At 69.0% G+C, this 24,719-nt stretch carries 20 protein-coding genes; 13 read left to right on the top strand and 7 right to left on the bottom strand.

The window, feature by feature from the left end; all coding sequences use genetic code 11:
• Positions 1–19 precede the first annotated feature (19 nt).
• The 6 genes from ACFQSB_RS15715 (at position 20) to ACFQSB_RS15740 (ending at position 7,930) form a co-directional block, all read left to right on the top strand.
• A complete protein-coding gene (locus tag ACFQSB_RS15715; protein ID WP_380827208.1) occupies positions 20–718 on the top strand; it encodes a class I SAM-dependent methyltransferase in 699 nt (232 codons plus the stop codon).
• Positions 719–736: 18 nt separating this feature from the next.
• Positions 737–1,969, top strand: coding sequence for a diaminopimelate decarboxylase (locus ACFQSB_RS15720; RefSeq protein WP_380827210.1), 1,233 nt, complete (start codon positions 737–739; stop codon positions 1,967–1,969).
• Complete coding sequence (locus tag ACFQSB_RS15725; protein ID WP_380827212.1) at positions 1,962–2,780, top strand: 2,3,4,5-tetrahydropyridine-2,6-dicarboxylate N-succinyltransferase; 819 nt, start codon at positions 1,962–1,964, stop codon at positions 2,778–2,780. The genes ACFQSB_RS15720 and ACFQSB_RS15725 overlap by 8 nt, the downstream gene beginning before the upstream one ends.
• Positions 2,781–2,786: 6 nt before the next feature.
• On the top strand, positions 2,787–3,983 hold the full coding sequence (locus ACFQSB_RS15730; RefSeq protein ID WP_380827213.1) for an aminotransferase class I/II-fold pyridoxal phosphate-dependent enzyme: 1,197 nt from the start codon (positions 2,787–2,789) through the stop codon (positions 3,981–3,983).
• A gap of 81 nt (positions 3,984–4,064) precedes the next feature.
• Positions 4,065–5,891, top strand: a complete 1,827-nt coding sequence (gene asnB, locus ACFQSB_RS15735; RefSeq protein ID WP_380827215.1) for an asparagine synthase (glutamine-hydrolyzing) — start codon at positions 4,065–4,067, stop codon at positions 5,889–5,891.
• Between the two features lie 572 nt (positions 5,892–6,463).
• Positions 6,464–7,930: a sensor histidine kinase gene (locus ACFQSB_RS15740; RefSeq protein WP_380827217.1), complete on the top strand. Its 1,467-nt coding sequence runs from the start codon at positions 6,464–6,466 to the stop codon at positions 7,928–7,930.
• A 143-nt stretch (positions 7,931–8,073) separates the two neighbouring features.
• Here ACFQSB_RS15740 and ACFQSB_RS15745 read toward each other — a convergent pair whose 3' ends face one another.
• Complete coding sequence (locus ACFQSB_RS15745) at positions 8,074–8,703, bottom strand: TetR/AcrR family transcriptional regulator (RefSeq protein ID WP_380827218.1); 630 nt, start codon at positions 8,701–8,703, stop codon at positions 8,074–8,076.
• A gap of 442 nt (positions 8,704–9,145) precedes the next feature.
• Between ACFQSB_RS15745 and ACFQSB_RS15750 the strand changes: the two genes are divergently transcribed.
• Positions 9,146–10,063: an NADP-dependent oxidoreductase gene (locus ACFQSB_RS15750; RefSeq protein ID WP_380827219.1), complete on the top strand. Its 918-nt coding sequence runs from the start codon at positions 9,146–9,148 to the stop codon at positions 10,061–10,063.
• A 154-nt stretch (positions 10,064–10,217) separates the two neighbouring features.
• On the opposite strand, the gene ACFQSB_RS15755 is transcribed toward ACFQSB_RS15750, so the two are convergent.
• Positions 10,218–11,138, bottom strand: a complete 921-nt coding sequence (locus ACFQSB_RS15755; RefSeq protein ID WP_380827220.1) for a serine protein kinase RIO — start codon at positions 11,136–11,138, stop codon at positions 10,218–10,220.
• Between the two features lie 387 nt (positions 11,139–11,525).
• Positions 11,526–11,924 (bottom strand): TetR family transcriptional regulator C-terminal domain-containing protein, encoded by a 399-nt coding sequence (locus ACFQSB_RS15760; protein ID WP_380827221.1) that lies wholly within the window; start codon positions 11,922–11,924, stop codon positions 11,526–11,528.
• Here ACFQSB_RS15760 and ACFQSB_RS15765 point away from each other — a divergent pair.
• From ACFQSB_RS15765 to ACFQSB_RS15785, 5 genes are all read left to right on the top strand, one after another.
• Positions 11,908–13,020, top strand: coding sequence for an oxidoreductase (locus ACFQSB_RS15765; protein ID WP_380827223.1), 1,113 nt, complete (start codon positions 11,908–11,910; stop codon positions 13,018–13,020). The genes ACFQSB_RS15760 and ACFQSB_RS15765 overlap by 17 nt on opposite strands.
• A 684-nt stretch (positions 13,021–13,704) precedes the next feature.
• The gene (locus ACFQSB_RS15770) at positions 13,705–14,163 is read left to right on the top strand and encodes a substrate-binding domain-containing protein (protein ID WP_380827224.1); all 459 of its coding nucleotides are present in this window, start codon (positions 13,705–13,707) and stop codon (positions 14,161–14,163) included.
• Positions 14,164–14,221: 58 nt separating this feature from the next.
• On the top strand, positions 14,222–16,297 hold the full coding sequence (locus tag ACFQSB_RS15775) for a cellulose binding domain-containing protein (protein WP_380827226.1): 2,076 nt from the start codon (positions 14,222–14,224) through the stop codon (positions 16,295–16,297).
• Between the two features lie 297 nt (positions 16,298–16,594).
• Complete coding sequence (locus tag ACFQSB_RS15780) at positions 16,595–16,717, top strand: hypothetical protein (RefSeq protein ID WP_380827228.1); 123 nt, start codon at positions 16,595–16,597, stop codon at positions 16,715–16,717.
• Positions 16,718–16,747: 30 nt separating this feature from the next.
• On the top strand, positions 16,748–17,479 hold the full coding sequence (locus ACFQSB_RS15785; protein WP_380827229.1) for a sulfite exporter TauE/SafE family protein: 732 nt from the start codon (positions 16,748–16,750) through the stop codon (positions 17,477–17,479).
• A 179-nt stretch (positions 17,480–17,658) separates the two neighbouring features.
• Here ACFQSB_RS15785 and ACFQSB_RS15790 read toward each other — a convergent pair whose 3' ends face one another.
• Positions 17,659–18,171: an RICIN domain-containing protein gene (locus ACFQSB_RS15790; protein WP_380827232.1), complete on the bottom strand. Its 513-nt coding sequence runs from the start codon at positions 18,169–18,171 to the stop codon at positions 17,659–17,661.
• A gap of 403 nt (positions 18,172–18,574) precedes the next feature.
• On the opposite strand from ACFQSB_RS15790, the gene ACFQSB_RS15795 reads away from it, so the two are divergent.
• Complete coding sequence (locus ACFQSB_RS15795) at positions 18,575–21,313, top strand: nSTAND1 domain-containing NTPase (RefSeq protein ID WP_380827233.1); 2,739 nt, start codon at positions 18,575–18,577, stop codon at positions 21,311–21,313.
• A gap of 125 nt (positions 21,314–21,438) precedes the next feature.
• On the opposite strand, the gene ACFQSB_RS15800 is transcribed toward ACFQSB_RS15795, so the two are convergent.
• The 3 genes from ACFQSB_RS15800 to ACFQSB_RS15810 form a co-directional block, all read right to left on the bottom strand.
• Complete coding sequence (locus ACFQSB_RS15800) at positions 21,439–22,794, bottom strand: hypothetical protein (protein WP_380827234.1); 1,356 nt, start codon at positions 22,792–22,794, stop codon at positions 21,439–21,441.
• Between the two features lie 405 nt (positions 22,795–23,199).
• Complete coding sequence (locus ACFQSB_RS15805) at positions 23,200–23,736, bottom strand: FAD-dependent monooxygenase (protein WP_380827236.1); 537 nt, start codon at positions 23,734–23,736, stop codon at positions 23,200–23,202.
• Entirely contained in the window at positions 23,733–24,665 is a 933-nt protein-coding gene (locus tag ACFQSB_RS15810; protein ID WP_380827237.1) for a zinc-dependent alcohol dehydrogenase, read from the bottom strand. The genes ACFQSB_RS15805 and ACFQSB_RS15810 overlap by 4 nt, the downstream gene beginning before the upstream one ends.
• Between the last annotated feature and the right edge of the window lie 54 nt (positions 24,666–24,719).

The following is a 24,719-nucleotide window of genomic DNA, read 5'->3' on the forward strand; positions in this document are numbered from 1 at the left end:
TAGACCAGGGAGGGACAGGGTGCCACGATCCGAACCGGAGCTCGCTCGCATTCACGACTATTATTGCCTGCCACGCTCCGTCGGCTCCGCTCCTCAGAGCATCTACGACATCTGGGAGAACGGCGACGCCTTCAACGACTCCGTCACCCCGTCGACCTACGTCCCCGAGTACCGATCGCACATCACTCTCAAGATCCGCATGCTGACCGCGCCCGAGGCGACGGTGCTGTCGCTCGGCTGCGGCAACGGCTTCGTCGAAGCCGACCTGGTCACGCACGGCCGCGACGTGCGCGCCATCGACTGCAACGCCGAAGCCGTCGAGCTGACCAGGAAGAAGGGGGTCGACGCGCGCACCGTCGACTTCTTCGAGTTGCGCCCGCAGGACGCCGCGGACGTGTCGGCCGTCTACGCCGACGGCCTGCTCGGCCACCTCTTCGACGCCACCGAGGAACTGGCCCCCGCGCTCGGCAAACTCCGCGACCTGGCCCTGCGGCCGGGGACCTACCTGATCCTGTCCAACGACGCTCCACGCGACGGCAAGGCCGACTTCGCGCCGCACGAGCACGTGGACGGGTTCTGGTTCATCGCGAGGGACTATCTGCACAAAAGCCTGGCGTCTTTCGGGTTCGAGCCGGAGGAAAGCTACTACTTTCCTTACCAGCGGCCGGTGAGCGGCATGCGCAACCGCACGATATGCGTCGCGTTCGTACCAGGATGATCGGATCCTGCCTTGTCAATGTCGGCTGAATTCGCGGAGCGACTGCTGCCGCGGCTTCCCGAGATCGTCGCGAACCACAGCACCCCGTTCCACATTTACGACGCCCGCGGAATCGTGTCCGCACACACGGCGCTGGCCCGCGCGTTCGGCGAAATCCCCTACCGGCAGTATTTCGCGGTGAAGGCCTTGCCCAACCCGGCCGTCCTCGCGTTGCTGCGCGCCGCGGGAAGCGGTTTCGACTGTTCTTCTCCGGTGGAATTGCGTCTCGCGGAGGCGGTCGGCGCGCGGGGCGGCGACGTCGTTTTCACCTCCAACAACACCGCACTGTCCGAATACAGGACGGCACGCGAGGCCGGCGCGCTGATAACGTTCGACGACAGGTCGTTCGCGGAGAAAGTCGACGAGCTTCCCGAGGTCGTCGCCTTCCGCGTCTCCCCCACCGGTCTCGCCGCCGGATCCACGCTCATGGGTGACGCGGCGCACAGCAAGTTCGGCGTCCCCGCCGGCGAGCTCGCCGCCGCGTACGCGGACGCGGCGGCCCGAGGCGCGCGGCGGTTCGGCATCCACGGCATGACGTGCGCCAACGAGCTCGACACCGGCCGCGCCGCGCAGGCCGCCGCCGACGTCATCCGGCTCGGCGCGCGTGTCGCCGAGGAGGCCGGGATCGAGCTGGAGTACGTGAACGTCGGCGGCGGTCTCGGCATCCCTTACCGCCCGGACGACAGGCCCATCGACATCACCGCCTACGCGGAGGAGATCATCGCGGCGCGGGAGAAGTTCTTCGGCGTCGACGGGCCGCGCGTCATCACCGAGATCGGCAGGTACGTGACCGGCCCGCACGGCGTCCTGGTCACACGCGTCATCAACCGCTGCCGCAAAGGCCACCAGATCGCCGGCGTGGACGCGTCGATGTCGTCGCTGATGCGGCCCGCCATGTACGGCGCCTACCACCACCTCTCCCTCCCCTACGCCGAGGGACGGCCCGTCGGCAGGTTCGACGTCGTCGGCGCGCTCTGCGAGAACATGGACAAGTTCGCCGTCGACCGCGAGCTGCCGGAGCCACGCGACGGCGACATCGCGCTCATCCACGACACCGGAGCCCACGGCCACGCCATGGGCTTCACCTACAACGGCCGCCTGCGACCCGCCGAGCTGATGCTCACCGACGCCGGCGACGTGGTGGAGATCCGGCGTGCCGAGACCTACGAGGACTACATGGCGACCGTCCGCTGGGAGTTTGATCGTGGATAGAAGCATGGTCGAGACCGCCTTCGAGCGCCGGGAGTCGTTGTCCGAGGACGACCTCGCGGCCCTGGCACCCCACGTCACCGCCGGCCTTGAGGCCCTCGACCGCGGAGAGCTGCGCGCGGCGCGGCCGGAGGGGCCGGAGTGGGTGGTCGACACCTTCGTGAAGAAGGTCATCCTGCTGTCGTTCCTGACCCGCCGGAACGAGGTCGGCGCCGGCGGCCCGCGACGACCGAAGAGCTTCGACAAGATCGCGCTCAAGTTCGAGGACTGGGACGACGCCGCCTTCCGCGAGGCGCGCCTGCGTGTGGTCCCCGGCGGCGTCGTCCGCCACGGCGCGTACGTGGCGCCCGGGGCCGTGCTGATGCCGTGCTTCGTCAACGTCGGCGCCCACATCGGCCCCGGCACGATGATCGACACCTGGGCCACCGTCGGCTCCTGCGCGCAGATCGGTGCGCGCTGCCACATCTCCGGCGGGGCCGGCATCGGCGGCGTCCTTGAACCGCTCGGTGAGCAGCCGGTGATCGTCGAGGACGACGTCTTCGTCGGCGCGCGCTCGGAGGTCGCCGAAGGAGTGGTCGTGAGGCGTGGCGCCGTGCTCGGCATGGGGGTGTTCCTCGGCAGGTCCACCCCCATCGTCGACCGCGCCACGGGAAAGGTCACCTACGGCGAGGTCCCCGAGAACGCCGTCGTCGTCCCGGGCTCCCGTGTCGACGCGAACAATCCCGACATCTCGATCTCCGCGGCGATCATCGTCAAGTACGCCGACGAGCGCACCCGCGGCAAGACGGCCCTTAACGACCTCGTCCGCGACTGACCCTCGATGCCATCGACGCGACCGACGTCTGCACCGAGCGCGTTCGACCGGCTGCGCGCGCTCCTGGCGGGAATCCCCGCTCCCCCCGGCGTCACCACGATCCCCCTCCATCTCGGCGAGGCCCGCCTCGTCACGCCGCCGGTGGACGGCCGTCTCCTCGGTGAGGTGGACGGCTGGACGCGCTACCCGCCGCTCGGCGGCACCCCTGAACTCCGCGCCGCCTACACAGGCTGGCTGGAACGCCGCTTCGGCCCCCACCTGCGCGCCGCCGTGGACCAAGGATCGCTCGCCATCGAGCCGACGCCCGGCACGAAGCAAGCCGTCACGGCCGCCATCACCCTCGCCGTCCACCCGCGCGCTCCGGCGGTCGTCCTGCCGAACCCCTTCTACCCCACCTACCACGCGGCGGTGGAGGCCGCGGGAGGCCGTGCGATCCTCTACGGCCACGCGCCGGAGGTCCCCGCCGCCGTAGCCGCTCACCGGGGTGTCGCCGCGGTCGTCGTCTGCTCACCGGGAAACCCCCGCGGTGAGACGCACACCCCTGCCACGGTGCGCGCCATCAGCGCGGCGGCGCGCGCGGCCGGCGCGCTGCTCGTCGTCGACGAGTGCTACATCGACCTGGTCCACGCCGCGTCCGCGCACGACGGGTTCCTGACGTCCGGCACGGCCGGTGAAACGGGACGCTTCCTGGTCCTGCACACCTTGTCCAAACGGTCCGGGATGCCGGGCCTTCGGTCCGGTTTCGTGATCGGTGACCCGGCGAGCGTGGCGGCGTACGCGAACCACAACCGCACCTGCGGTGTCTCCCAGGCGGCGCCGGTGTGCGCGGTGGCGGCACGCCTGTGGGCCGACGACGCGCACGTCGCGCACCTGCGGTCCGCGGTGAGCGCCAACTGGGACACCACGGACGAACTGCTCGGCGATCTGCCCGGTTACCAGCGGGCCGAGGCGGGATTCTTCCTCTGGTTCCCCGTACCCGACGACGAGGAGGCCGCGCGCCGGCTGTGGCGCGAAGAGGCCATGACGGTGATGCCGGGCCGCTACCTCGGCACGGACACCGAGCGCGGCTTCAACCCCGGCGCGGGCCACCTGCGCATCGCGCTCGTCCACCCGCAGGACCGCACCCGCGAGGCACTGACCCGCCTACGCCGGGTGCTCACCAGGCTCGGACCACTCACGCCCACAGGTAGGCCGACCGGATGAGCGGCGGTCTCCGGACCGACCCGCGTACGCCGGATTCTCATGAAGCCTTGACCACCAACGACCAACAGGGGAGCTGACCAGATGAGCGGCGGTCTCATCGGATGGATCGACGTCGAACGCGACCTGACGGAGCAGGCGGACATCGTGCGCGCCATGACGGACACGATGCGCGACCGCGGCCCCGACGCGGGCGCGATCCACATCACCCGGCACGCGGCGCTCGGCCACCGCGAACTCACCACCCCCGGCACCACCGAAGGCCCTCAGCCGGCGCTGTTCCCCGCGCACAACGGCCACTCCTCGGACGAGGGGCCCGTCGCGCTCGTGTACGACGGCGCGATCTACAACCTGGCCGCCGTCCGCCGGTCCCTGAACCTGCCCCCCGCCGCCACCGACACCGACGTGCTGCTGCGGGCCTACCTGACGCACGGCGCGGACTTCGTCACCCGCCTCGTCGGCGCGTTCGCGATCGCCGTCTGGGACGCACGCGACCGGCGACTGCTGCTGGCACGGGACCACATGGGCCTGAAGCCGCTGTACTACCACCCCTACCCCGGCGGGATCCTGTTCGCCTCCCTCCCCAAGGGGATCATGGCGAACCCCCTGTTCAGCCCGCGCCTCGACCGCTCCCTGATGACGATCGTGCTCCAGCCGCGCCTCACACTCGCTGGTGAGACTCCGCTCGCCGGCGTCCACGAGGTGAAACCCGCGCACGTCGTCACCTACACCCCCGACCACGGCCCGGTCTCGCGCGCCTACTGGCGCCTGACGAGCGAACCACACCCCCACACCCCCGCCGAGACCGCCGAACACGTGAGGGAACTTCTCCACGAAGCCGTGGCGACCCAGCTCCCCGCCTCCGGCCCCTGCGCCGCGATGCTGTCCGGCGGCGTCGACTCGACCTCGGTCGCCGCACTGGCGGCCCGCTCCCTGCCGTACCCCCTCGACACGTACTGCGTCGAGTTCGACAGCGACAAGGCCCACTTCGCGCCGACCGAACTACGACCCGACGTGGACAGTCCGTACGCCGCCGCCGCAGCGGAACACATGGGAAGCAGGCACACCACTCTCACCGCGACGATGCAGGACCTGCTCGACGTGATCCCGGCGACCCGCCGCGCACGTGACCTCCCCGGCTGGGGCCAGTTCGACGCGTCGATGTACCTGCTGTTCCGGCGCATGCGCCAGGACACCACCGTGGCCATGTCCGGTGAGGCCGCCGACGAGTTCTTCGGCGGATACCCCTACCTCTTCAAACCCGCCCTGATCCGCCGCGACACCTTCCCCTGGCTCGGCGACGGCCCCAGACTCGCCGACTACCTGACCCCGGACCTCACCCAGGACGGCGACGAAAAGGCCCGGTACGCACAACTCCTCGGCGAAGTGCCGAGCCTGCCAGGCGAGCAGGGCTTGGACGCACGCATGCGCGAAGTTCTGTACCTGGGAATGGCCGGCCCATTGGCCGTGGTCCTGGACCGCAAGGAACGCATGAGCGCCGCACAGGGCCTCCACGTACGCCTGCCGTTCTGCGACCACCGCCTGGTCCAGTACGTATGGAACGTCCCTTGGTCCATGAAATGCGCCAACGGCCTGAAAAGCCTTCTCAAACAGGCAATGGCCGACATCCTCCCCCCCACCACACTGAACCGCCAGAAGAGCGCCTACCCCCACGTCCAGAACCCGTCCCACGAAAAGGCCCTGGTACACGAGGTGATGCGCATAACGAACGCCGGCGACTCCCCCCTGCACGGAATGTTCGACACCCCCCGCCTCAACGACCTCCTGCGCCAGATCGACACCGGCCAACTGAACGCACAACTCCCCGGCGGCGCCAGCGCGGCACAACTCCTCGTCCAACTCGTCGAACTCGACGCCTGGATGCGCGACCACCGAGTGACCCTCTCCTGACCCGCCGCGGCGCGGGAGACCGTACGGTCGTGCGATCGCCTCAGGCCGACTGCGATGTGCTCGCATCAGAAGCGAGCGCGTCCGGCCGGCAGCCATGACGTCAGGAGCGGCCTCACGGTACCGATCAGCAAGAAAGGCCTGTCGATCTGGGACCACTTCCAGATCGACAGACCTTCGCGCCCCCGGTTCGAGTCCCGCCTTCTGCTGTTGACTGGACTAGATCGTCCAAGCTTCGTGACGGGCGGCGCCCGGCGAGGTCGCCATCGAGGTGAGCGCCACCGGGCCGTTCCGGGAGGCCGAGCCGGAGCACCAGGACTACCTGGAGCGCTACCCAACGGCTACACCTGCCACTCCGTCCGCTCCGGTTGGAAGCTCCCCCGCCGGGACGCCCGGGCCGCCGGCCGACCTGAAGCCGCCAGACGCGCAGGACAGTCCCGTCACGTGACCGAGCGCACCACTCAAGGGTGCCCTGTACCATGATAACGGACTATATAGTCCAAATACCATAGTCGACCTGTGCCGCAGGGCGCCGGTCGCGCATCGGCTCAACGGCTCTGACGCTTGGAGGTGATATGCCGCTCCTTCGACGCCCGCGCTCCGTCCGGGCTCGGTGCACCCTCATCGCGGCGCTGTTCGCGGCCGGCATCCTGGTGGCCCTCGGCGCGACGCTGAACCTGGCGATCCACTCCCGCATCCAGTACGAGGCCTTCAGCCAGGCCGAGCGGGTGGCGAGCCTGTGGAGCCCGATCGCTCGCGGCGGCATGGTGCCACAACCAATACCCGCCCACCCGCCCATCGACCTCATCCAGGTGGTGGACGTCCATCACCGGGTCGTGAACTCCAGCCGCACGGCCTCCGCGACCGTACCGCTGAGCAAACTCCGCCCCCCGCCCGACGCCCGCTTCCAGCCGTACCGCGAGTGCCCGGCGGACGGCCGGTGCATCCTGATGCAGGCCATCCGCCTGACTCCGGCGCCGGACGCGGGCGTCCTCTACGCAGGCGTTCCGGAGCCGGACCTGCTGGCCACCCATGAGCTCGAGTACGCCATCGCGGCGGGGGTCGTCCTGGTCACCGGGATCGTGGCCTGGACCGCATGGGTGCTGGTGGGGCGCTCGCTGCGTCCCGTCGAGGCGATCAGGGCCCGAATCTCGCAGATCACGGTGAGCGACCTCAGCCTGCGCGTCCCGGAACCGGGGGGCGACGACGAGATCAGCCGGCTCGCCACCACCGCCAATCAGACCCTCGGTCAGCTTGAGGGCGCGGTGGAACGCATACGCCGGTTCGCCTCCACGACCAGCCACGAGCTGCGCAGCCCCATCGCCGGGCTGCGCGCGCAGTTGGAGGAGGCGTTGCTCTACCCGGACGACGTCGACACCGAGGACGCGCTCCGGAGCGCGTTGACCACCGCCGGCCGACTGGAGGCCATCGTCAACGACCTGCTGCTGCTCGCCCGTCTCCGGGCCGCCGACTCGCCGCCGCCGGCGAAGATCGATCTCGGCCGGCTCGTCGCCGCCGAGGTCGGCGCGCGGTCCTCGTCCGTGCCGATCAACGTCGACGCGCCCGCCGGGCTGGAGATCCGCGGCTCGCGCCTGCAGCTGATCCGCGTACTGGAAAACCTCCTGGCCAACGCTCTGCGGCACGCCGAGTCAGCCGTGGAGGTCACCGTCGAACCGGCCGACGACGGGGTCGCGGTCACGGTGGCCGACGACGGGCCCGGCATCCCGCCGGCCCACCGTGAACGCGTCTTCGACCGATTCGTCCGCCTCGACGACGGCCGCCGCCGCGACCCGGGCGGGAGCGGGCTCGGCCTGGCCATCTCGCGCGACATCGCTCACACCCACCGCGGCACGCTCACAGTCGAGGACTCGCCACGTGGGGCCAGGTTCGTGCTGTGGCTGCCGCTCATCAGCGGAGGTCCTTCCCCGGCACATCACGGGCAGACGCCTGACGCGCATCAAGAGCCGCGTTCACCGATGGGCCGATCGGCCGGACGGCCCGAGCCGGGCTTCGGCCCCGAGCCGCTGGGAGTCGCACCATGACAACCTGCGCTGGAACCCAAGCAAATCTGGGCAACGGCGATGAAGCTACATGATGGTCTGCTTCTCGCCCGCACCACCCGCGACGTGCGGCGGTTGGAGGTGACCCTGGACACAGCCCTCGGCCACGTCCGCGCGAACGGCCGTCACGCCGTGAGGAACGACTTCACGTGGTCGAGCGCCATATCGAGGGCGAACTCCATGGGCTTGATGTCATGAGCGGTCTCCGCGAGCAGGTACCCGCCTTGCAAGGCCGCCATCAGACCCGTGGCAAGCTTCTCCGGGTCGGCGTCCGGCCTGAGCACCCCGTTGTCCCGCATCCGCGCCAGGCCGGCGGCGAGCAACCCTTCCCATTCCACGAACGACTCGGCGAGTGTGGCGCGGGCCTGGTCGTCCTGGTCGGCGAGCTCGCTGGCCAGCGAGCCGAGCGCACAGCCGTAGGCGCCCTTCCGCAACGAGTTCTGCTGCACCAGCGCGTCGCGCCAGCGGACCAGGCCGCGGAACGACTTCAAGCGCTGAAGGTTGCCGCGTTCACGCTCGAGGACCTGCGCGGCGCGCGCCGCGACGACGGCGCGGACCAGTTCCTCCTTGTCCGGGAAGTGGTTGTAAAGCTGAGATTTGCTGGTATTGCTCGCGGCCCGGACGTCGTCCAGCGTGGTCGCGTTCACCCCCTTCACGTACATCAGCTCGACAGCGGCCGCCACGATGCGCGCACGGGTGGCGGTCCCACGTGGCGTCATCCTCTGCCCCGGCTGTGCGTTCTCCGGCCTGCTCACAGTCCTCAGGCTACCCCGTCTGATCGCAGCCGCCCTATGGACCACATGGTCCCGCTCGACCACGGTTCTCCTGTAGGCGGTCGATTCCGCGATGTTGGTGTCAGTGGTCGTTCGCCGGTCATGCCAGCGGTCCAGGTGTGCCAGATGCCTTCGATCATGGCCGGCGGGCGTTGCGCGACGCGGGCTGAGCCGCACGGACGCGTCCCGCCGCCACCCATGCCTGCACCAGCGCGATCCAGGACTATAACGTCCACAATATCTGGCGTGACATCGAGCGGCAGGTCTCCGCAGCCTCCCATGATGAGGCGAAGCGGCACATCAGAGGGTCATGGCGGTACGCCCTCGTCCGGCCGGGTGCATCTACGCTGGTACCATGATGGACGATATAGTCCATAAAATGTCCAGGGCACGGCAGCCGGGCCCGCATACAGGGAGGTGCCCGATGAAGGCGATCGTGGTGACGGACGAGGCCGCGGGAACGGCTGGGATGGCGCTGGCGGAGCGACCCCTGCCCAAGGCGGGGATCAACGACGTGCTGGTCGAGGTTCATGCGTCGGGGTTCACCTGGACCGAGTTGGAGTGGCCCTCGACCTGGACCGACCGCCTCGGCCGTGACCGGACGCCGTCGATCCCGGGTCACGAGGTGGCCGGAGTGGTCAGCGCTCTCGGTTATGGGACGACGGGGCTGTCGGTGGGCCGGCGGGTGTTCGGCCTCACGGACTGGTACCGCGACGGCACCCTGGCGGAGTACGCGGCCGTCGAGGCGCGTAACCTCGCCCCGCTCCCGGCCGACGTCGACTTCACGGTGGGCGCGAGCGTCGTGATGCCGGGTCTGACCGCGTGGCAGGGGCTGTTCGAGCACGGCCGCCTCCAGGCGGGGCAGAGCGTGCTCGTGCACGGTGCGGCAGGCGCGGTCGGTTCGATGGCGACGCAGCTCGCACGCGAGGCCGGCGCCTATGTCATCGGCACCGGACGCGCCGCCGGCCGGCAGACGGCGCTCGACTTCGGCGCGCAGGAGTTCCTCGACCTCGAGAACGACCCCCTGGAAGATGTCGGCGGAGTCGACCTGGTGTTCGACGTCATCGGCGGCGACATCGGGACGCGGTCCGCAGGCCTGGTTCGCCCCGGAGGAACGCTGGTGACCGTCACCGGGCCGCCGGAGGCGCGGCCCGCCGACGGCCTGGCGATCGACTTCGTCGTCGTGTCCGATCGTGCTCAGCTGGGCGAGATCGCCCGGCGCGTGCGGGACGGACGACTGCGGGCGAACATCGGCGACATCGCGACCCTCGACGACGCCGTCGCCGCCCTCAACCCGACCGAGCGGGCCGAAGGGAAGCCGATCATCCGCGTTCGCCCATAAGGACCCGGCGACGCGATCGCCGACGGCGGATCGGCACGGCGAGCTCGGCGTCCCCCGACCAACCGGTGGAGCGGTCCTGGCACATTCCGCGCTCTGTGCTGCTGAGGGGCCGGGTTCTGAACGGTCTGCTTCGACCGCGTTCTGCAAGAGGCGATCAGAACACCATGGTGAGCAGGTCGGTGAACAGTTCCTGTTCGTCGATCTCGAGCCCGCGGTTGGTGAACCACGTGGCCATGTTGTGGCAGTCGCGCATCAGGAAGTCCATGCCCTTCGGGTTGCCCACGATGTCGACGACCTGGGGCAGATCGATCATCACGATCCGCTCGGCCTGCGCGAGGACGTTGTACGGCGACAGGTCGCCGTGCGCGAGCCCCGCGCGGGCCAGTTCACGCATGCCGTTGCGGAGCTGCTCGAAGTACACGCCGAGCAGCTCCTTCGACGGCCGGACCTGGGCGAGCCGGGGCGCGGCACCGCCCTCGCCGTCGTCGATGAACTCCATCAGCAGCTCGGTGCCGTCCACCTGCACCGGATACGGCACCGGAACGCCTGCCTTCCACAGCCGATTGAGGGCGTCCCATTCGGCGTACGCCCACTGACCGGCCGCGACGCCACGACCGTGCGAGGTCTTCTTCGCCATCGCCCGGCTGTCGCGGCTGTTGCGGGTACGACGGCCTTCGACGTACGACGTACTGCGGTGGAAGGACCGGTGTTCCTCGGTTCGATACCGTTTCGCGGCCAGCAGCGAGGACTTCGCCGGGTTGTCGCCGATGGCTTCGACGGCCCGTTCGAGCAGGAAGACGTCGGCTTCCTTGCCGGTTTTGAGGACGCCGAGCTCGGTGTCGATCGCAGCCTGTTCCGTCACAACCCACGAGGGGCGTGGTTCTGGGCCGCGAGACCCGCGCTCGACCTCCAGCCAGGTGGACCATCGCTGATCCCGGCCCAGCTCCTCGTCGACCGGATGAAACTCCACGACGAAGGCGCCGGCCGGATCTGATCGAGACTCCTCACCGGTGAGATCAGCCCGGCGGGAGTGGAGGTCGGAAGAGGAATCAGAGAGTTCGTACTCGAAAGACAACGGGTGTGCTCCTGAACAAAGAGGTCGGACTGATGCGGACATGCCGCAGCACAGTGATGGCCATCCGTCAGCCCTCCTTAGTCCAGGCAGCGTTCGCCGCCGCTCGATCAACCCAGCATGCCCGCCCGTTCCGGCCCCCGCAACGCATTTACCGGAGGCTCGACCGCGCGGTCGGGCTCACCCCGGAGCTCCCGCACCGGCTTCGCGGACCGGCAGGCCGGCTCCGGCGGCACCTGCTCCCGCCAGGTCCGCGACGCAGCGAGCCGCCGGCGGTGTTCGTCGTACGATCGTAGGAGGTCACCGAGGTTCTGAACCGGCCGATCAGCCGGGAACCGCCATGGAACTCGACCGGTGCGGCACTGCAGACGGGAACTGCCGGCTCCAGGGTCAAGAAGCCGGCAGTGCGATGCTGTCGATCGCGGCGTCGGCGATTCGGTTCCTGGTCTTCGCGTCGATCCCTGCCTTGGCGAGTGCTTCGAGCCCGCGATGCGTGGTGAGGATCAGTCCGCCGAGCACCTCGGCGTCGGCGGCCGGATCCACGTGCCCGGCGCGCTGCGCCTGCTCGACAAGCCGGCGGCAGCTGTCGAGCAGCATTTCGTACGCCGCGAGTGACCTGGTCGCGATGGCGTCGTTCTCCGACGCCAGTTCGGCCGTGGCCTTGGCCAGCAGACAGCCAGGCCTACCGGTGTGGTCGTCCGGCGCCGTGAGCCATTCGCGGAGACGGTCGAGGGCCTGATCCTCCGGGCCTTCGAGCAGGGCGGCTGACCGTATGTTCAGAACTAGCACTTCACCCGACACCACTGAGTTCGCAGGAAAGCGCGCGATCGTCACGGGAGGCACTCGCGGGATCGGCGCGGCCATCGTGCAGCGGCTGCTCGACGGCGGCGCGACCGTCGTCACCACGGCGCGTAACGCCTCCGACGAGACGCCGAAGGCCGCCACCTTCATCCGGGGCGACATCGGCACGCTCGCAGGCGTGCAGGCATTCACTGCGGCGGCGCTCGACGAACTCGGCGGCGTCGACATCGTGGTCAACAACGCGGCGGCGGCACGCGCCCACATCGGGGGCATCTCATCCATCCCCGATGACGAATGGACCGACGCACTCGACCTCAACTACCTGTCCGCCGTGAGGGTCAACAACGCGCTGCTGCCGGCGCTGCGCGAGGCCGGGCCGGGCAGCGTGATCGTCAACATCTCATCGGGAGCGGCCCTCACGCCGGCGCCGCCATTGGCTCACTATGCCGCCGCCAAGGCCGCCCTCAACACCTACAGCAAAGCGCTCGCTTCCGAGCTCGCGCCTGCCGGAATCCGCGTCACCACGATCATCCCCGGCAACGTGCTCACCCCGGGCGCCGACGCGCTCCGCCAGAAGTTCGCCGACGCGATGGACGTCCCGCTCGCCGCCACCACAGCGGGCATTCCTCTGGGTCGTCCCGGAGACCCGCGCGACATCGCCGAGGCCGTCGCCTACCTCGCATCGGACCGGGCTCAGTGGGTCACCGGAGTAAGCCTGACAGTCGACGGCGGTGAACTCCCCGTCATCCAGCTCTTGCCTGAACCTTCACGCCACGAGTCTCGGCGGATCCGCTCGAACAGCTCGACCTTGGTGAGCGCCACCAACTCCCCCTCGGGATGCCGGGGTCCGGCACCGGAGGCGCCGGACCCCAGGCGGTCACCGGCGCATGGTCAGACGCCAGGTCCGGTAAGTGCCGTAGTTGCATTTCAGCGCGTACGCCGTGCCGTTGGAGCCGGCGTCGATGCAGAGCGGGCCGTCGGACGGGTTCATGAACTGGGCGCCTCGCCGCGGGAGACCACGAGATGGTTCCGGTTCGCGCTGTGGACGGCGTTGGTTCGGAAATGGCATGCGATTCGTCTCTGAGGCGAGGCTCCCGCCGGGCATGGCCGATCGACCGGGAGCGGAGTGAGCCAGACGCTAGGGGCAGGCAGTGTGTTCAGCGACGGGCGCCCCTGACTCGGCGTAGGACAACCTGGCCCCCTTCATCACTTACTCCGCCCGGGCCGGACCGCGCGGAGGTCCGTTCACGGCGCAAGAAAACCCGTCCGCCCGCGACGGCATATGCACCTCCTCATCAAGGATCCATCAGCGGCCGGAGCGGCCTGGGATGTGCTGGGACGCGTGGCCGTCGCCGTACGCCGAATCCGCTCTGAAAGATTCAGGGAGATTCGTCTAGAAAGTTTCTGTGCTTACGGACGTTTCAGATCGGCGTCGATGACAAAGGCGATGGTCACAGGGGCAGCGGACCAGTCGGTGAGAGGGTGAGGACGCCCGCGTGGGGTGACGGCATCAAGAGCGGGTGGACCGAGACGCGCCTCATCTCTAGGTTATGTTTCTAGCTGATCAGCCGGAAAGTTTCCGTCCTGAGACGGTTCGACGGGTCGGGCGGACCGCTCCTCATCAACGGAGAGTCCATGGCGCGCACGAGGCCCAGTACGCGCCGATCGTCTCCACATACCTGCCCACATATCTGGTCGTCGTCCGATGCCGGTTCAGCAAGGAAGTACTGATCGGCGCCGTCAAGGTCGACATGGAGGGAGAGCGATCGTGAAACCGCCTGGCTCGCGAAAGTCCACCTGCGGATCGGCGCCCCGACATCTGATCGCACTGGGACACCGTCGCATTGCCATGATCGCCGGCCACGACCGGATTCTGTGCTGCCGGGCCAGGCTGGACGGCTACCGCTCGGCCCTGGAAGCCGCGGGCCTTCGCGTGGACAGCGACCTCGTCGTACACGCCGAGCTGGCCAGACATGACGGACGAGTGGCCGCGCTCCGCCTGCCGCACGGCCCGGAACGACCCACGGCGATCTTCGAAGCCGGTGCCGGGTCGCCGACATTCGTGGGTGGCGTCGCCGTCGCCGATGTCCTCCTCGCCGCCTCCGTCACCGCGGTGATCGCCTGCAACGACGTGATCGCCCCCGCCGGCCTGACGGGCAGGGAAACGCACGGATTCACACCGCTGACCCGCTGGGATCAGCCCCTTTCGGGAGGAGGGAATCGATGACCGGTTTCTGATGCGAGTCGCTCAGCACTCCATGCCCTCCCCACAACAAGGAATCCCCGTGAAGATCAAATCTCTGGCGAAGCTATTGATCAGCACACTGCTTGCCGTCGGCGTCGGCGTCGGCGCGACCGCCCTCGTGGTGCCGGAGTACGGCGCGATTGCGGCGACCGGCCCGGCCGGCAACGACTCGGCCGGCCTGGCAGCCGGCGGCTGCGTCGCCGATCCCGCGCTGCCGGGCGCCACGAAGAGTTCCCTCTACACCGTCACGGCGGACGGCTCCCCGCTGTACGTCGAGAAGATGACCAAGTTCGCTCCCGAGATGCAGGTGCACTACGCGCACTGCTCGATGGCGGCAGCGGGCACCGCCAGGTTCTCCGTCACCGTCGCCCAAAGTTTCAACTCCTACACCGTCAGCCCCAAGAGCCGGAAGCTGGCGGTCACCAGAAGCGGCAACACCATCACCTTCGACAGCGGCCCGAACTACTTGATCGTCCAGTTCGACTCCGCAGAGCTGCTGTTCATCCTCATTGACGCACCCGAGTCCGCTCCGCCGCACCTGGGGGACGCCAACGTCAAGAGCCTGGCCGACTACGGGGTCGACAACACCGGGGGGACACTCGTCACGGCCAAGATCCAAAGTGCCATCAACGCCGCGTCGGGAGCGACCCGCAACATCCTGTACGTGCCGGCGGGCAAGTACCTGGTCGGCGAGCTCTGGCTGAAAAGCAACATGACGTTGTATCTGGCCGCCGGTGCGGTCCTCTACGGCTCGAACAACAAGGCGGACTTCAACACCGGCAGCGGCGGGGTGAACATCGAGGGCATGCAGCATGCCTCCTTGCGGGTGTACCAGGTCAGCAACGCGAAGCTGCTGGGCCGCGGTGTCATCGACGGTAACGGGAAGTCGCTGCGGGCGCAGGGCCTGAATCTGGCGTTGCTGAAGATCGAGCAGAGCTCGAACATCGAGGTCGACGGCCCGATCGTCCGTGACTCCAGCTACTGGAACACGCTCGTCTACCGCAGCGACAAGGTCACCATCAAGAACTACAAGCTGATCAACTGTCGGCCCACGACGGGTTACAACAACACCGACGGCGTGGATTTCGACGAGTCGACCAACGGCCTGTTGTCCAACGCCTTCCTCTACACCGGTGACGACAACATGGCGACCAAGAACGAGGACACGACCACCGGTGCGATCGACACCAAGAACGTCGTCCACGAGCATGTCGTCTGCTACAGCAATTCCGGCTGCGCGAAGATCGGCACCAAGACGGAAGGGCGGTCGATGGACGGGGTCGCGTTCCGTGACATCGACGTGGTGAAGGCGGGACGCTCGATGGTGATCGACGCGGTCGACACGGCCGTTGTCTCGAACACCCGGTGGGAGAACATCAGGGTGGAGAACACCGACAGCCTGATCGACCTGGAGGAGGACCGGCCGCCTTCCTGGCGAACCGTGCAGAACACCGCGACGATCCGCGACGCCTACTTCACCAACGTCTCCTCCGACGTGAAGAAGGTCGTCAACCTGCACGGTCGTTCGTCGGCCGTGAACATCAACGGCGTACATTTCACCAACTTCACCGTCCAGGGCAAACCCGTCACCAGTTCGACCGACGCCGACGCGAGCTGGAACATCAACTCCTACGTCTCCAACATCACCTTCTCCACGGCCCCGACCCCCACGCCGTCACCGACTCCCACACCCTCGCCGACCCCCACGCCGTCGCCCACGCCCACACCCTCGCCGAGCCCCACGCCGTCGCCGAGCCCCACACCCTCGCCGACCCCCACTCCGTCGCCGAGCCAATCCGGTGCCTGCGAGGTGGGCTACACGATGAACTCCTGGAACGACGGGTTCACCGCCAGCATCCACATCACCAACCGCGACACATCAACGATCAATGGTTGGACTCTGGCGTTCACCCTTCCTGGCGGGCAGACCATCACCAGCGGCTGGAACGCCACCTACACCGGCTCCAGCGGTCAGATCTCCGCGCGCAACGTCTCGTACAACGGGACGCTGGCAGCAGGCGGATCCACCGACATCGGCTTCCAGGCCACCCATACCGGCAATACCGGCAAGCCTGACCAGTTCGCCCTCAACGGCGTCAGCTGCGCCATCTCCTGACGGGAACGTCGGGTCACCGGTGGAACCTCGGCCTGCCCTGCCGCAGGCCGGGGTCCCACCGGCTCACCACGCACGCTCCGTCCTAGAGCTCTTGGTCGACGGCAGAGCGGGGGATGTAGTCCCGCGATAAGCCAGCCGACATAAAGAAAGGTCTGTTGATCTGGGATCACTCCCAGATCGACAGACCTTTTCGTCTGTCGGGACGACAGGATTTGATCTGCGCCATTGGTCGGTGATGCTGGAATAAGGATGTTATCTAACGTTGCCTCAGAGGACGGGTATAAGTCGGAGGCTTCGATGGGTCAGTACTCGCTGCCGGACATGCCCTACGACTACGCCGCCCTCGAGCCGGCGATCACGGGCGAGATTCTGCTCGCCGCGCTGACCGCCGTCACCCTGACAACGACGGCCCGGCTGTGACCGGCGTGTGGTCGCTGGCAGGCTGGACCGGTGACCCTCGACCTGCTGCCGACACTGTCGGCCGCATCGCTGGCGGCGTTCGCCCTGGCGCTGCTGTCCGCGGTAGCCGGGTTCGGCGGCGGGGTACTGCTGCTGCCCGTCTTCACCGCCCTGTTCGGGCTGCGCTTCGCCATCCCGATGCTGACGCTCACCCAACTGTCCAGCAACGGCGGCCGGGCCTGGCTCAACCGCCGCGAACTGCGCCGGCCGCTGGTCGGCTGGTTCGCCCTGGGCGCCGTCCCCCTCGCGGTCGCCGGCGCGCTCGTGCTGGTCCACGCCCCGCTCAGCCCCTTGAAAAGGGTGCTCGGGGGGTTCCTGATCGGCGTGGTGATCTGGCGGCGGCGGAACCCCCACACCGCCAAGCCCCGCGACCGGGCCTTCATCGGCGTCGGCGCCGCCTCCGGGCTCGGCTCGGCTCTGCTCGGCTCGGTGGGCCCGTTGACCGCCCCGTTCTTCCTGGCCTACGGGCTGACCCGGGCGGCCTACATCGGCACCGAAGCCGCGGCCGCCCTCACCATGCATCTCACCAAGATCGCCGCCTACGGCGCCGGCGACCTGCTCACCAGCCGCGTCGTTCTTTACGGCGCCGTTCTCACTCCGGCCACCCTGGCCGGCGCATGGACCGGAAAGAAGATCGTCGGACGGGTCGGCGACCGCATGTTCGTCCTGCTCGTCGAGATCGGCCTCGTCGCCGCCGGCCTGCTCTTCCTCGCCGGCCTGTGACATCTGTTCGGGACACGCCAGAGCCTGACCCGGTGCGGCTCGGTCCGATGTGGATCGTCAACCCGTACAGCCCCCGGCCAGCTGATCAGGCCTGCCGCGTTCGTCGAATGTTCGGGCGAGCGCCGGTTGGGCCGGCCGGGATGGTGGGCCCGGCACCGGAGGCGCCGGGCCCCGTGCGGTCACTGGCGCATGGTCAGGCGCCAGGTTTGGTAGGTGCCGTAGTTGCATTCCAGCGCGTAGGCCTTGCCGTTCGAACCGGCGTCGATGCAGATCGGGCCGTCGAAGGGGTTCACGAACTGGACGTTGTTGTAGTTCGGGCCGCGGGCGTCGAGCCCTTGGGTGTCGTTGTGGATTGGATCGCTGACGCAGTCGCGCATCCGCAAGGTATATTCTCTGGTTATTTCGATCGTGCCTTCGAACATTTCGATGCAGAGCTTGGTGTGCATATTGCGGATCTGGACGACGTTGTAGTCGGGGGTGCCGGCCCTGTGCCCGGGGCGCGGGCCGTAGTTCCCCTTGATCTCCCAGGTCTGCCAGCTGTTCCCGGCCTGGCACGGGCTGGTGTACAGCACCTGGTAGTTGCCGTCCAGGCAGCGGCCGGTCGCCCACTGCTGCAGGTGTCCCCGGAAGGCGAACAGGCCGGCCGCCTGGCTGGGCGTCGCCAGGGCCACGCCGGGAAGCAGGACGAGCATGAGCGCGGCGATGAGCATCAGCGGTCGCCACGTGCGCCGACGATCGCCGGCCGAAGACCGCGCCGAGGAGGGCGTGGCGTCACCGGCCGTGGCGCGGGTCGCGTATGAGGCACCTCGCCGCGGGAGACCACGAGATGGTTCCGGTTCGCGCTGTGGACGGCGTTGGTTCGGAAATGGCATGCGATTCCTCTCTGAGGCGAGGCTCCCGCCGGGCATGGCCGATCGACCGGGAGCGGAGTGAGCCAGACGCTAGGGGCAGGCGGCGTGTTCAGGTTCGCCGCCGGAAACTGAACAACGAACCGCGAACATCTCCCCCGGCTCGAATGTCAGAGGAAGTACAACTTCGGGCTCTCGCCGACGGTGATGAAACCCGTCTGCGACGATGTCGGCGTAAGGGGGGTCAGTGCCACGTCAAGAACGTCAGCTGGGTGTCGAGGACACGCCGTTGCTTCGGTTCGCCGGTGATCTGCGGCGATTACGGCGGCAGGCCGGGCAGCCGTCGTACCGCGAACTGGGCAGGCGGGCCCGCTATTCGGCGGCGGCGCTGTCGGAGGCCGTGGCCGGGCGGAGGTTGCCGAGCCTCGCGGTGACGGTGGCGTTCGTCGCGGCCTGTGAGGGCGATGTCGAGGCGTGGCGGGAGCGGTGGCGGGAGCTGGCCGCGTCCGATGCCACGCCGAACGGGCAGGCGTCGTCGCCGTACGTCGGGCTGGCGGCCTACCAGGTCCAGGACGCCGACCGGTTCTTCGGCCGGGAGGCGCTGACCGAGACCTTGGCGCGCCTGGTGGACGAGCGGCCGTTCGTGGGGGTGTTCGGCGCCTCCGGCGCCGGCAAGTCGTCGCTGCTGCGCGCCGGGCTGGCCGCCGAGTCCAAACGCACCGTCGTGGTCCTCACCCCGGGCTCCGACCCGGTGACGGAGGTGGCGACCGTCGTGGCCGGGCTCGTCGACGAGCCTTTGGCCCACGTCCGTGAGCGACTCGCCGCCGACCCGCACGCCCTGCGCGGCCTGCTGTCCGAGGCGTGCGACGACCTGCTGCTGATCGTCGACCAGTTCGAGGAGGTGTTCACCCTCTGCGCGGATGACGACCGGCTGTGGCTGGTGCGGGCGCTGACGGCCGCCGCCTCTCCGCGCGGCAGAGTGGTGCTGGGCGTGCGCGCCGACTTCTACGGACACTGCAGCCGCCACCCCGAGCTGGTCGCCGCCCTGTACCGCGCTCAGCTGATGGTCGGCCCGATGTCGCCCGACGAGCTGCGCCGCGCCGTCACCGAGCCGGCGGCCCGGGCGGGTGCCTCGGTGGAGTCCGCCCTGCTCGCCCGGCTGATGTCGGACGTCACCGGGCAGCCGTCGGCGTTGCCGCTGGTGTCGCACGTGCTCGCCGAGACCTGGCGGCGCCGCCGCGGCATGGTGCTGACCCTGGCCGGCTACCAGGACGTCGGTGGCGTCGAGCACGCCCTGGCGCGCACCGCCGAGCACACCTTCCAGCAGCTCACGGGCGGCGAGCGGGACGCCGCCCGGCTGATGTTCCTGCGACTGGTCACTCCCGGCGACGGCACCGAGGACACCAAACGGCGGCTTCGGCGCGACGAGCTGGGGGCGTCGCACGGCCCGCTGGAGCGGTTCGCCGCGGCCCGGCTGGTCAGCGTGGACGACCACGGCGCCGAACTGGCCCACGAGGCGCTGCTGCGCGCGTGGCCACGGCTGACCGCCTGGATCGCCGAAGACCGGGACCTTCTGCGGGCCCATCGCCTGGTCACCGAGGCCGCCACGGCCTGGCAGGCGCATGACCGCGATCCCGACCTGCTGTGGCGCGGTGAGCGCCTGACCGCGATCGACCGTCTACTCGACCGGCTCAACCCGGTCGAACGTGACTTCCTCGACGCCGGCCTGACGGCACAGAGGCTCCGCGAAACCAGGCGACGCCGACGGCGACGCCGGCTCAGAGTGCTCATCGCCGCCCTGTCGGTTCTGGTCGTCCTGCTGACGGGAGCCGTCGGCCTGGCCGTCACGGCGAAAAGCGAGGCCGACCACCGGAGAAACGAGGCCATCAGCCTGCGCGCGGCCGACACCGCCCGCGCCCTCCTGCTCACCAAGCCGCGCGACGCGGCGGCGCTCGCCCTGGCCGCCTACCGGATCAGCCCCACGGCCGAGACCCGTGCGGCGCTGATCCTCGCCCACGCCGCGGCGGGGGCGGCGACCCTCGGTGAGGGCTACCAGGACACGCCCCTCCGGGTCGCCGTCACCCCCCGGACCGTTCGGTCTGGCAAGTACTCCGGTTATCAACTCTGGCGCCGGGACGGCACCGCCTGGCGGCCCGCCGGCGTCCTGCCCGGCGGCGCCTTCCTCTACAGCAGCAGCGCCGACGGACGCCGCCTGCTCACCTGGCACGCGCCTACCAGATTCCATCTGTGGGACGTCTCCGATCCTGACCATCCACGGGAGATCGCCGTACCGGACGATCTCTCGATAGTGAACGACCTCACTCGTGACGGCGGACTGCTGGTCGCCACGGGAGCCGACCGGACGACCGTGGTGTGGCGGGTCGCCGATGGATCGGTTCGCCGGCTCCCGGCCAGGGACGTGGAGGGCGCGGCGCTCGTCCCCGACGGCTCTGGGATCGTGCTCACCCGCCGCGACGGCGGGCAGTACGCCGTCGAGCTGTGGAGCCTCGACGGTGCGCGGATCGCGACCCTTATGCGCACCTTGGACGTGGTGTATCCCTACGCCGGGCCGGCCGGGACGGTGGCCGTGGTCGGAACCAAATCGGGGAAGCTGACCGTGCTGAGGTTCACCGACCCTAGATCGCCGCGCACGATGGTCCGTGCCGAGGGCATGGGGTCTCCGACCTGGGTCGTCTTCGATCCGCAGGGCCGTACGGCCGCCGCGCTGGACGACGACTCGATCAGAATGTGGGACCTGTCCTCGGGAGCCGTCGTCCTGTCCCTCCACTTCGACGGCCTGCCGCTGACACGCCCCCGGCTCCTGTCAGCGACCGGCGAACTGCTGGTCCTCAACTCCGGAAACGGCGCTCTGTGGCAAGTGGACCCCGACCTGTCCCGCGTGATCCACGACACGTGCGCCGGCCGGGTGGAACTCGACTGGAATCGGTACCTCCCCGACACGCCGCGGGTCCCCTTATGCGGGTGAACCCACAAGCCTCACCACCTGCGTGGGGTCCCCTCCGCGGCGTGGTCGCGGTCGCCGGCGCGGCTGTCCGCGGCCTCGGCCGTGCCGGACACGAAGGGGGCCAGACGGCGACGGTGTCCAGGGAGTCAGGTGGAGGGCAGGAGGCCGTCCAGCCGGCATCCGTCGGTGGTCTTGCCGTTATCGCAGTGGTTGAGCTGCAGGCTGTCCAGCACGTAGGCGAAGGTCTGACCGGACGGGCTCACCACGGAGAGCTGCGCGGTGGCCGCGCCGGTCGGAGCGACCGCCGAGACGCTGTACTCCTGCCAGTTGGAGTTGAGGGCGTAGGTCGCGCTGTCGCTGCTGGAGATCGGCGCGTTGGAGGAGTTGTACCACGACAGCCGCAGCTTGACGTTACCGGAGGTGGCGGTCGTCACCCGGGCGAAGAACTTGTACCGCTGTCCCGCCGTCACCGCCGGCTTGCGGGTGAGCGACAGGATCCCTTCAGACCACGACTGGACGTTCATGGTCAGGGACCGGCGGCCGTCGAAGTACCTGGCTGACACCTGGGCGTCCGATCCCGGTGGGGTGACCTGCATCCAGCCGCCACCGGAGAGGGTGAAGCCCGCCGGGAAGCCGTACGGCGCCACGGACTCGATCCCGCGCTCATCGGCGGTGAGCAGGTCGTTGCTGTAACCCACGTCGCAGCAGACCGGCGAGGTGAACCACGGGGTGGTGGCCGCGTTCACCGCGAGGCCGTAGTTGGGGAACGTCGCGGTGAGCTCGCTGGGGTCGTAGTAGCTGTTGAACTCCTGGTCCAGATTCCAGTTGTCCCACTGGGTGGACATGACGTCGGAGACGTCGACGGTGTCGGGCACCTCGGTGGCCTTGGCGTGATCCACGTCGGACAGGTGGACCAGCTCGTGCAGCAGGGTGCCGCTGTCCCACTCGTCCGCGGTGGCCACGCACAGGGGGCCGCAGTGCGCCTGCGCCGTACCCTCGCTGAAATCCTCGAAGACCACATACCGGCGATTGACGTCGTCGTAGCCCGCCGCCGCCAGGTCGTCGGCGACGACGTCGGCGGCGATCTCACCGCCGATCGTCCCGCCCTCGATCTCCTCGGGGATCACCAGGGCCTTGGCGTAGCCGGAGTAGGTGCTGGTGTCGTAACCGGTCCGGCAGCTGAGCTTGATGTGCTGGTCGTAGTTGGTCGACTCGTCCACCGACCAGTCCATCCGGTCGACGATCTTGGCGATCCGCTCGGCGACGTCGTTGTAGCGGTTCCCGTACTCCTCGTGCCAGGCGTATATCACCTGAACCGCCGGGGTGCTCGCACTGGCGTTGGCGGGATCGGACAGTGTCGTGGCGCAACCCCGCTTCGGGACGTTCGCGTCCACCGGCTGGGCGTAGGGATAGGCGGGCTCGGTGCCGATGGTGGCGAAGTCGGCGTGCGCCGGTCCCGCCATCACGACCACGAGACCCGCCGCGACCACCGCGGACGCCAAGCGGCCAAGCTGTGATAACGACAAAGAGATTCCCTTTCCTGGATGACCGTACGGCGATCCCGGCCACAAGCTGTGCGAGTTGTCCGGAGTCGCCCGCCGCGCTCACTGGCGCGACTTTCGCCGGCTTGCCGATGAGAAGGCCCGGCCCCCGGCGGCATGACCGTTCGAAGGGGAACGAGGCGTGCCCGACACTAGGGTCGGACGGGGTGTTCAGGTTCGCACCCGGCGTCTGAACAACAAACCACGAACAACGGATATCGGCTCCGACTTACTGACGGTTCTCTTTCCCCACCTGGCTCGCTGACTGCTCTCAACTCTGCGGCCGGTGCAGCCCCGCCTGGTTCAGGTACGACTCGACGGCGGTGAGATCGGTGGTGACCAGGGCGACGTATCCGTCCGGCCGGATCAGGACCCAGTCGCCGGATGACAGAGCGTACGCGTCGCGCAGGTGGCCGCCGCTGTCCACGATCTCGGGACAGCCCGAGCACGGACTCGGCGTTCGGCCGGCGCTCCACCTCGTACGAGTCGAGCAGCGTCCCGGGTGCCCCGCTCAGCACCGCGGCCGTCGCGGAGCAGGCTTTCGGTACGGAACTGCGGGAGCATGAGCGGAGTGCGGTACGGCTCCGCCGGCACCGGGTCCTGATGCTCCATGATGTGCCGGTCGACCGGGCCGTCCTCGGTGTAGACGCGCTGGGGCGGGTATCGGCCGCCGGCCGCGACCATCCGGTCCAGCACTCCGAGGTCCTCGAACACCTCAAGGGTCCGGGGCTGTATGCCCTTGCCCCTGGACCCGGCGAACGGGTGCGGCGCCTTGTCGATCAGCAAGAAGTCCACGTCGCGCCGGGCCGGCTCGATGGCCAGGGTGAGACCGACCGGGCCGGCGCCGGAGACGATCACGTGGTGGGCGTGGGTGGACACGGTGCCCTGGTGGGACGCGGTCACGGGTGCAGGACCACCTTGATCGCGCCGCTGGAGCGGTCCGCTGCCACCCGGAACGCCTCGGTCGCGTCCGCGAGCGGGAACCGGTGCGTGATGACGATCTCCGCGATCTCCGGCTGTTCGGCCAGCATCGCAGCCACGTCGGCGAACTCGCGGCGGCCGTCGCGGTGGTCGTAGGCGATGGCGTTGATGTAGGAAAGTTCCTTCACAAGGCTCGTCGGGCCGGGGAACGAGGCGGACTCGAAGTAGACGCCGACCACCACGACACGGCCGCCCGGCCGGGCCAGCTCGGCGCATCGCGTCAGCGCGGTGGGGCTGCCCGCCATGTCGATGACCACGTCGTACTGCCCGTGCGTCCGCCCGGCACCCAGTTTCTCGGCGGCGCGCGCCTGGTGCTCGTATCGCGCCTCGACATCGACCTCGAATCCCATCCGGCGGACGGCCGCAGCGGCAAGCAGCCCGATGGACCCGCCGCCCACGACGGCCACACGTTCCCCGGCGACCAGCCCGGCCCGACGTACTCCGTGCCAGGCCACCGAACCCGGCTCGACCAGGCACGCGTTCTCCGCCGGCAGCCCGCCGGGGAGCGGGAGCAGGGTGTACTCGGGGACGGCGAGCTCCGAGGTCATCCCGCCGTCCTGGAGAATCCCCAGCACGCCGTGGCCCTCGGCGACGCAGCGCTGGACATCGCCGGTCGCGCACTCCGGACAGGCGCCGCAGTAAAGCGTGGGCTCGACCGCCCAGGCACGGCCGTCCTGGGTGGTGCCGGCCATCTCGTGCCCGAGGATGAAGCCGCGCAGCCCCATGGCGGCGAACGACACATCGGTGCCGCAGATCCCCGCAGCGGCGATTTGCACCCGTACGCCCGGCCCGGACGGCCTGTCGACCGTGACGACACGGGCCCCGGACTCGGTGCTCCTGACAGCGAGCATGGCTGTCCCTTCGATAGCGCTAATCTAAGCGAACGGAGTTCACTTAGATTAAGT

It is taken from the genome of Sphaerisporangium rhizosphaerae, from assembly GCF_042665155.1.
GTDB classification, from domain to species: Bacteria; Actinomycetota; Actinomycetes; order Streptosporangiales; family Streptosporangiaceae; genus Sphaerisporangium; species Sphaerisporangium rhizosphaerae.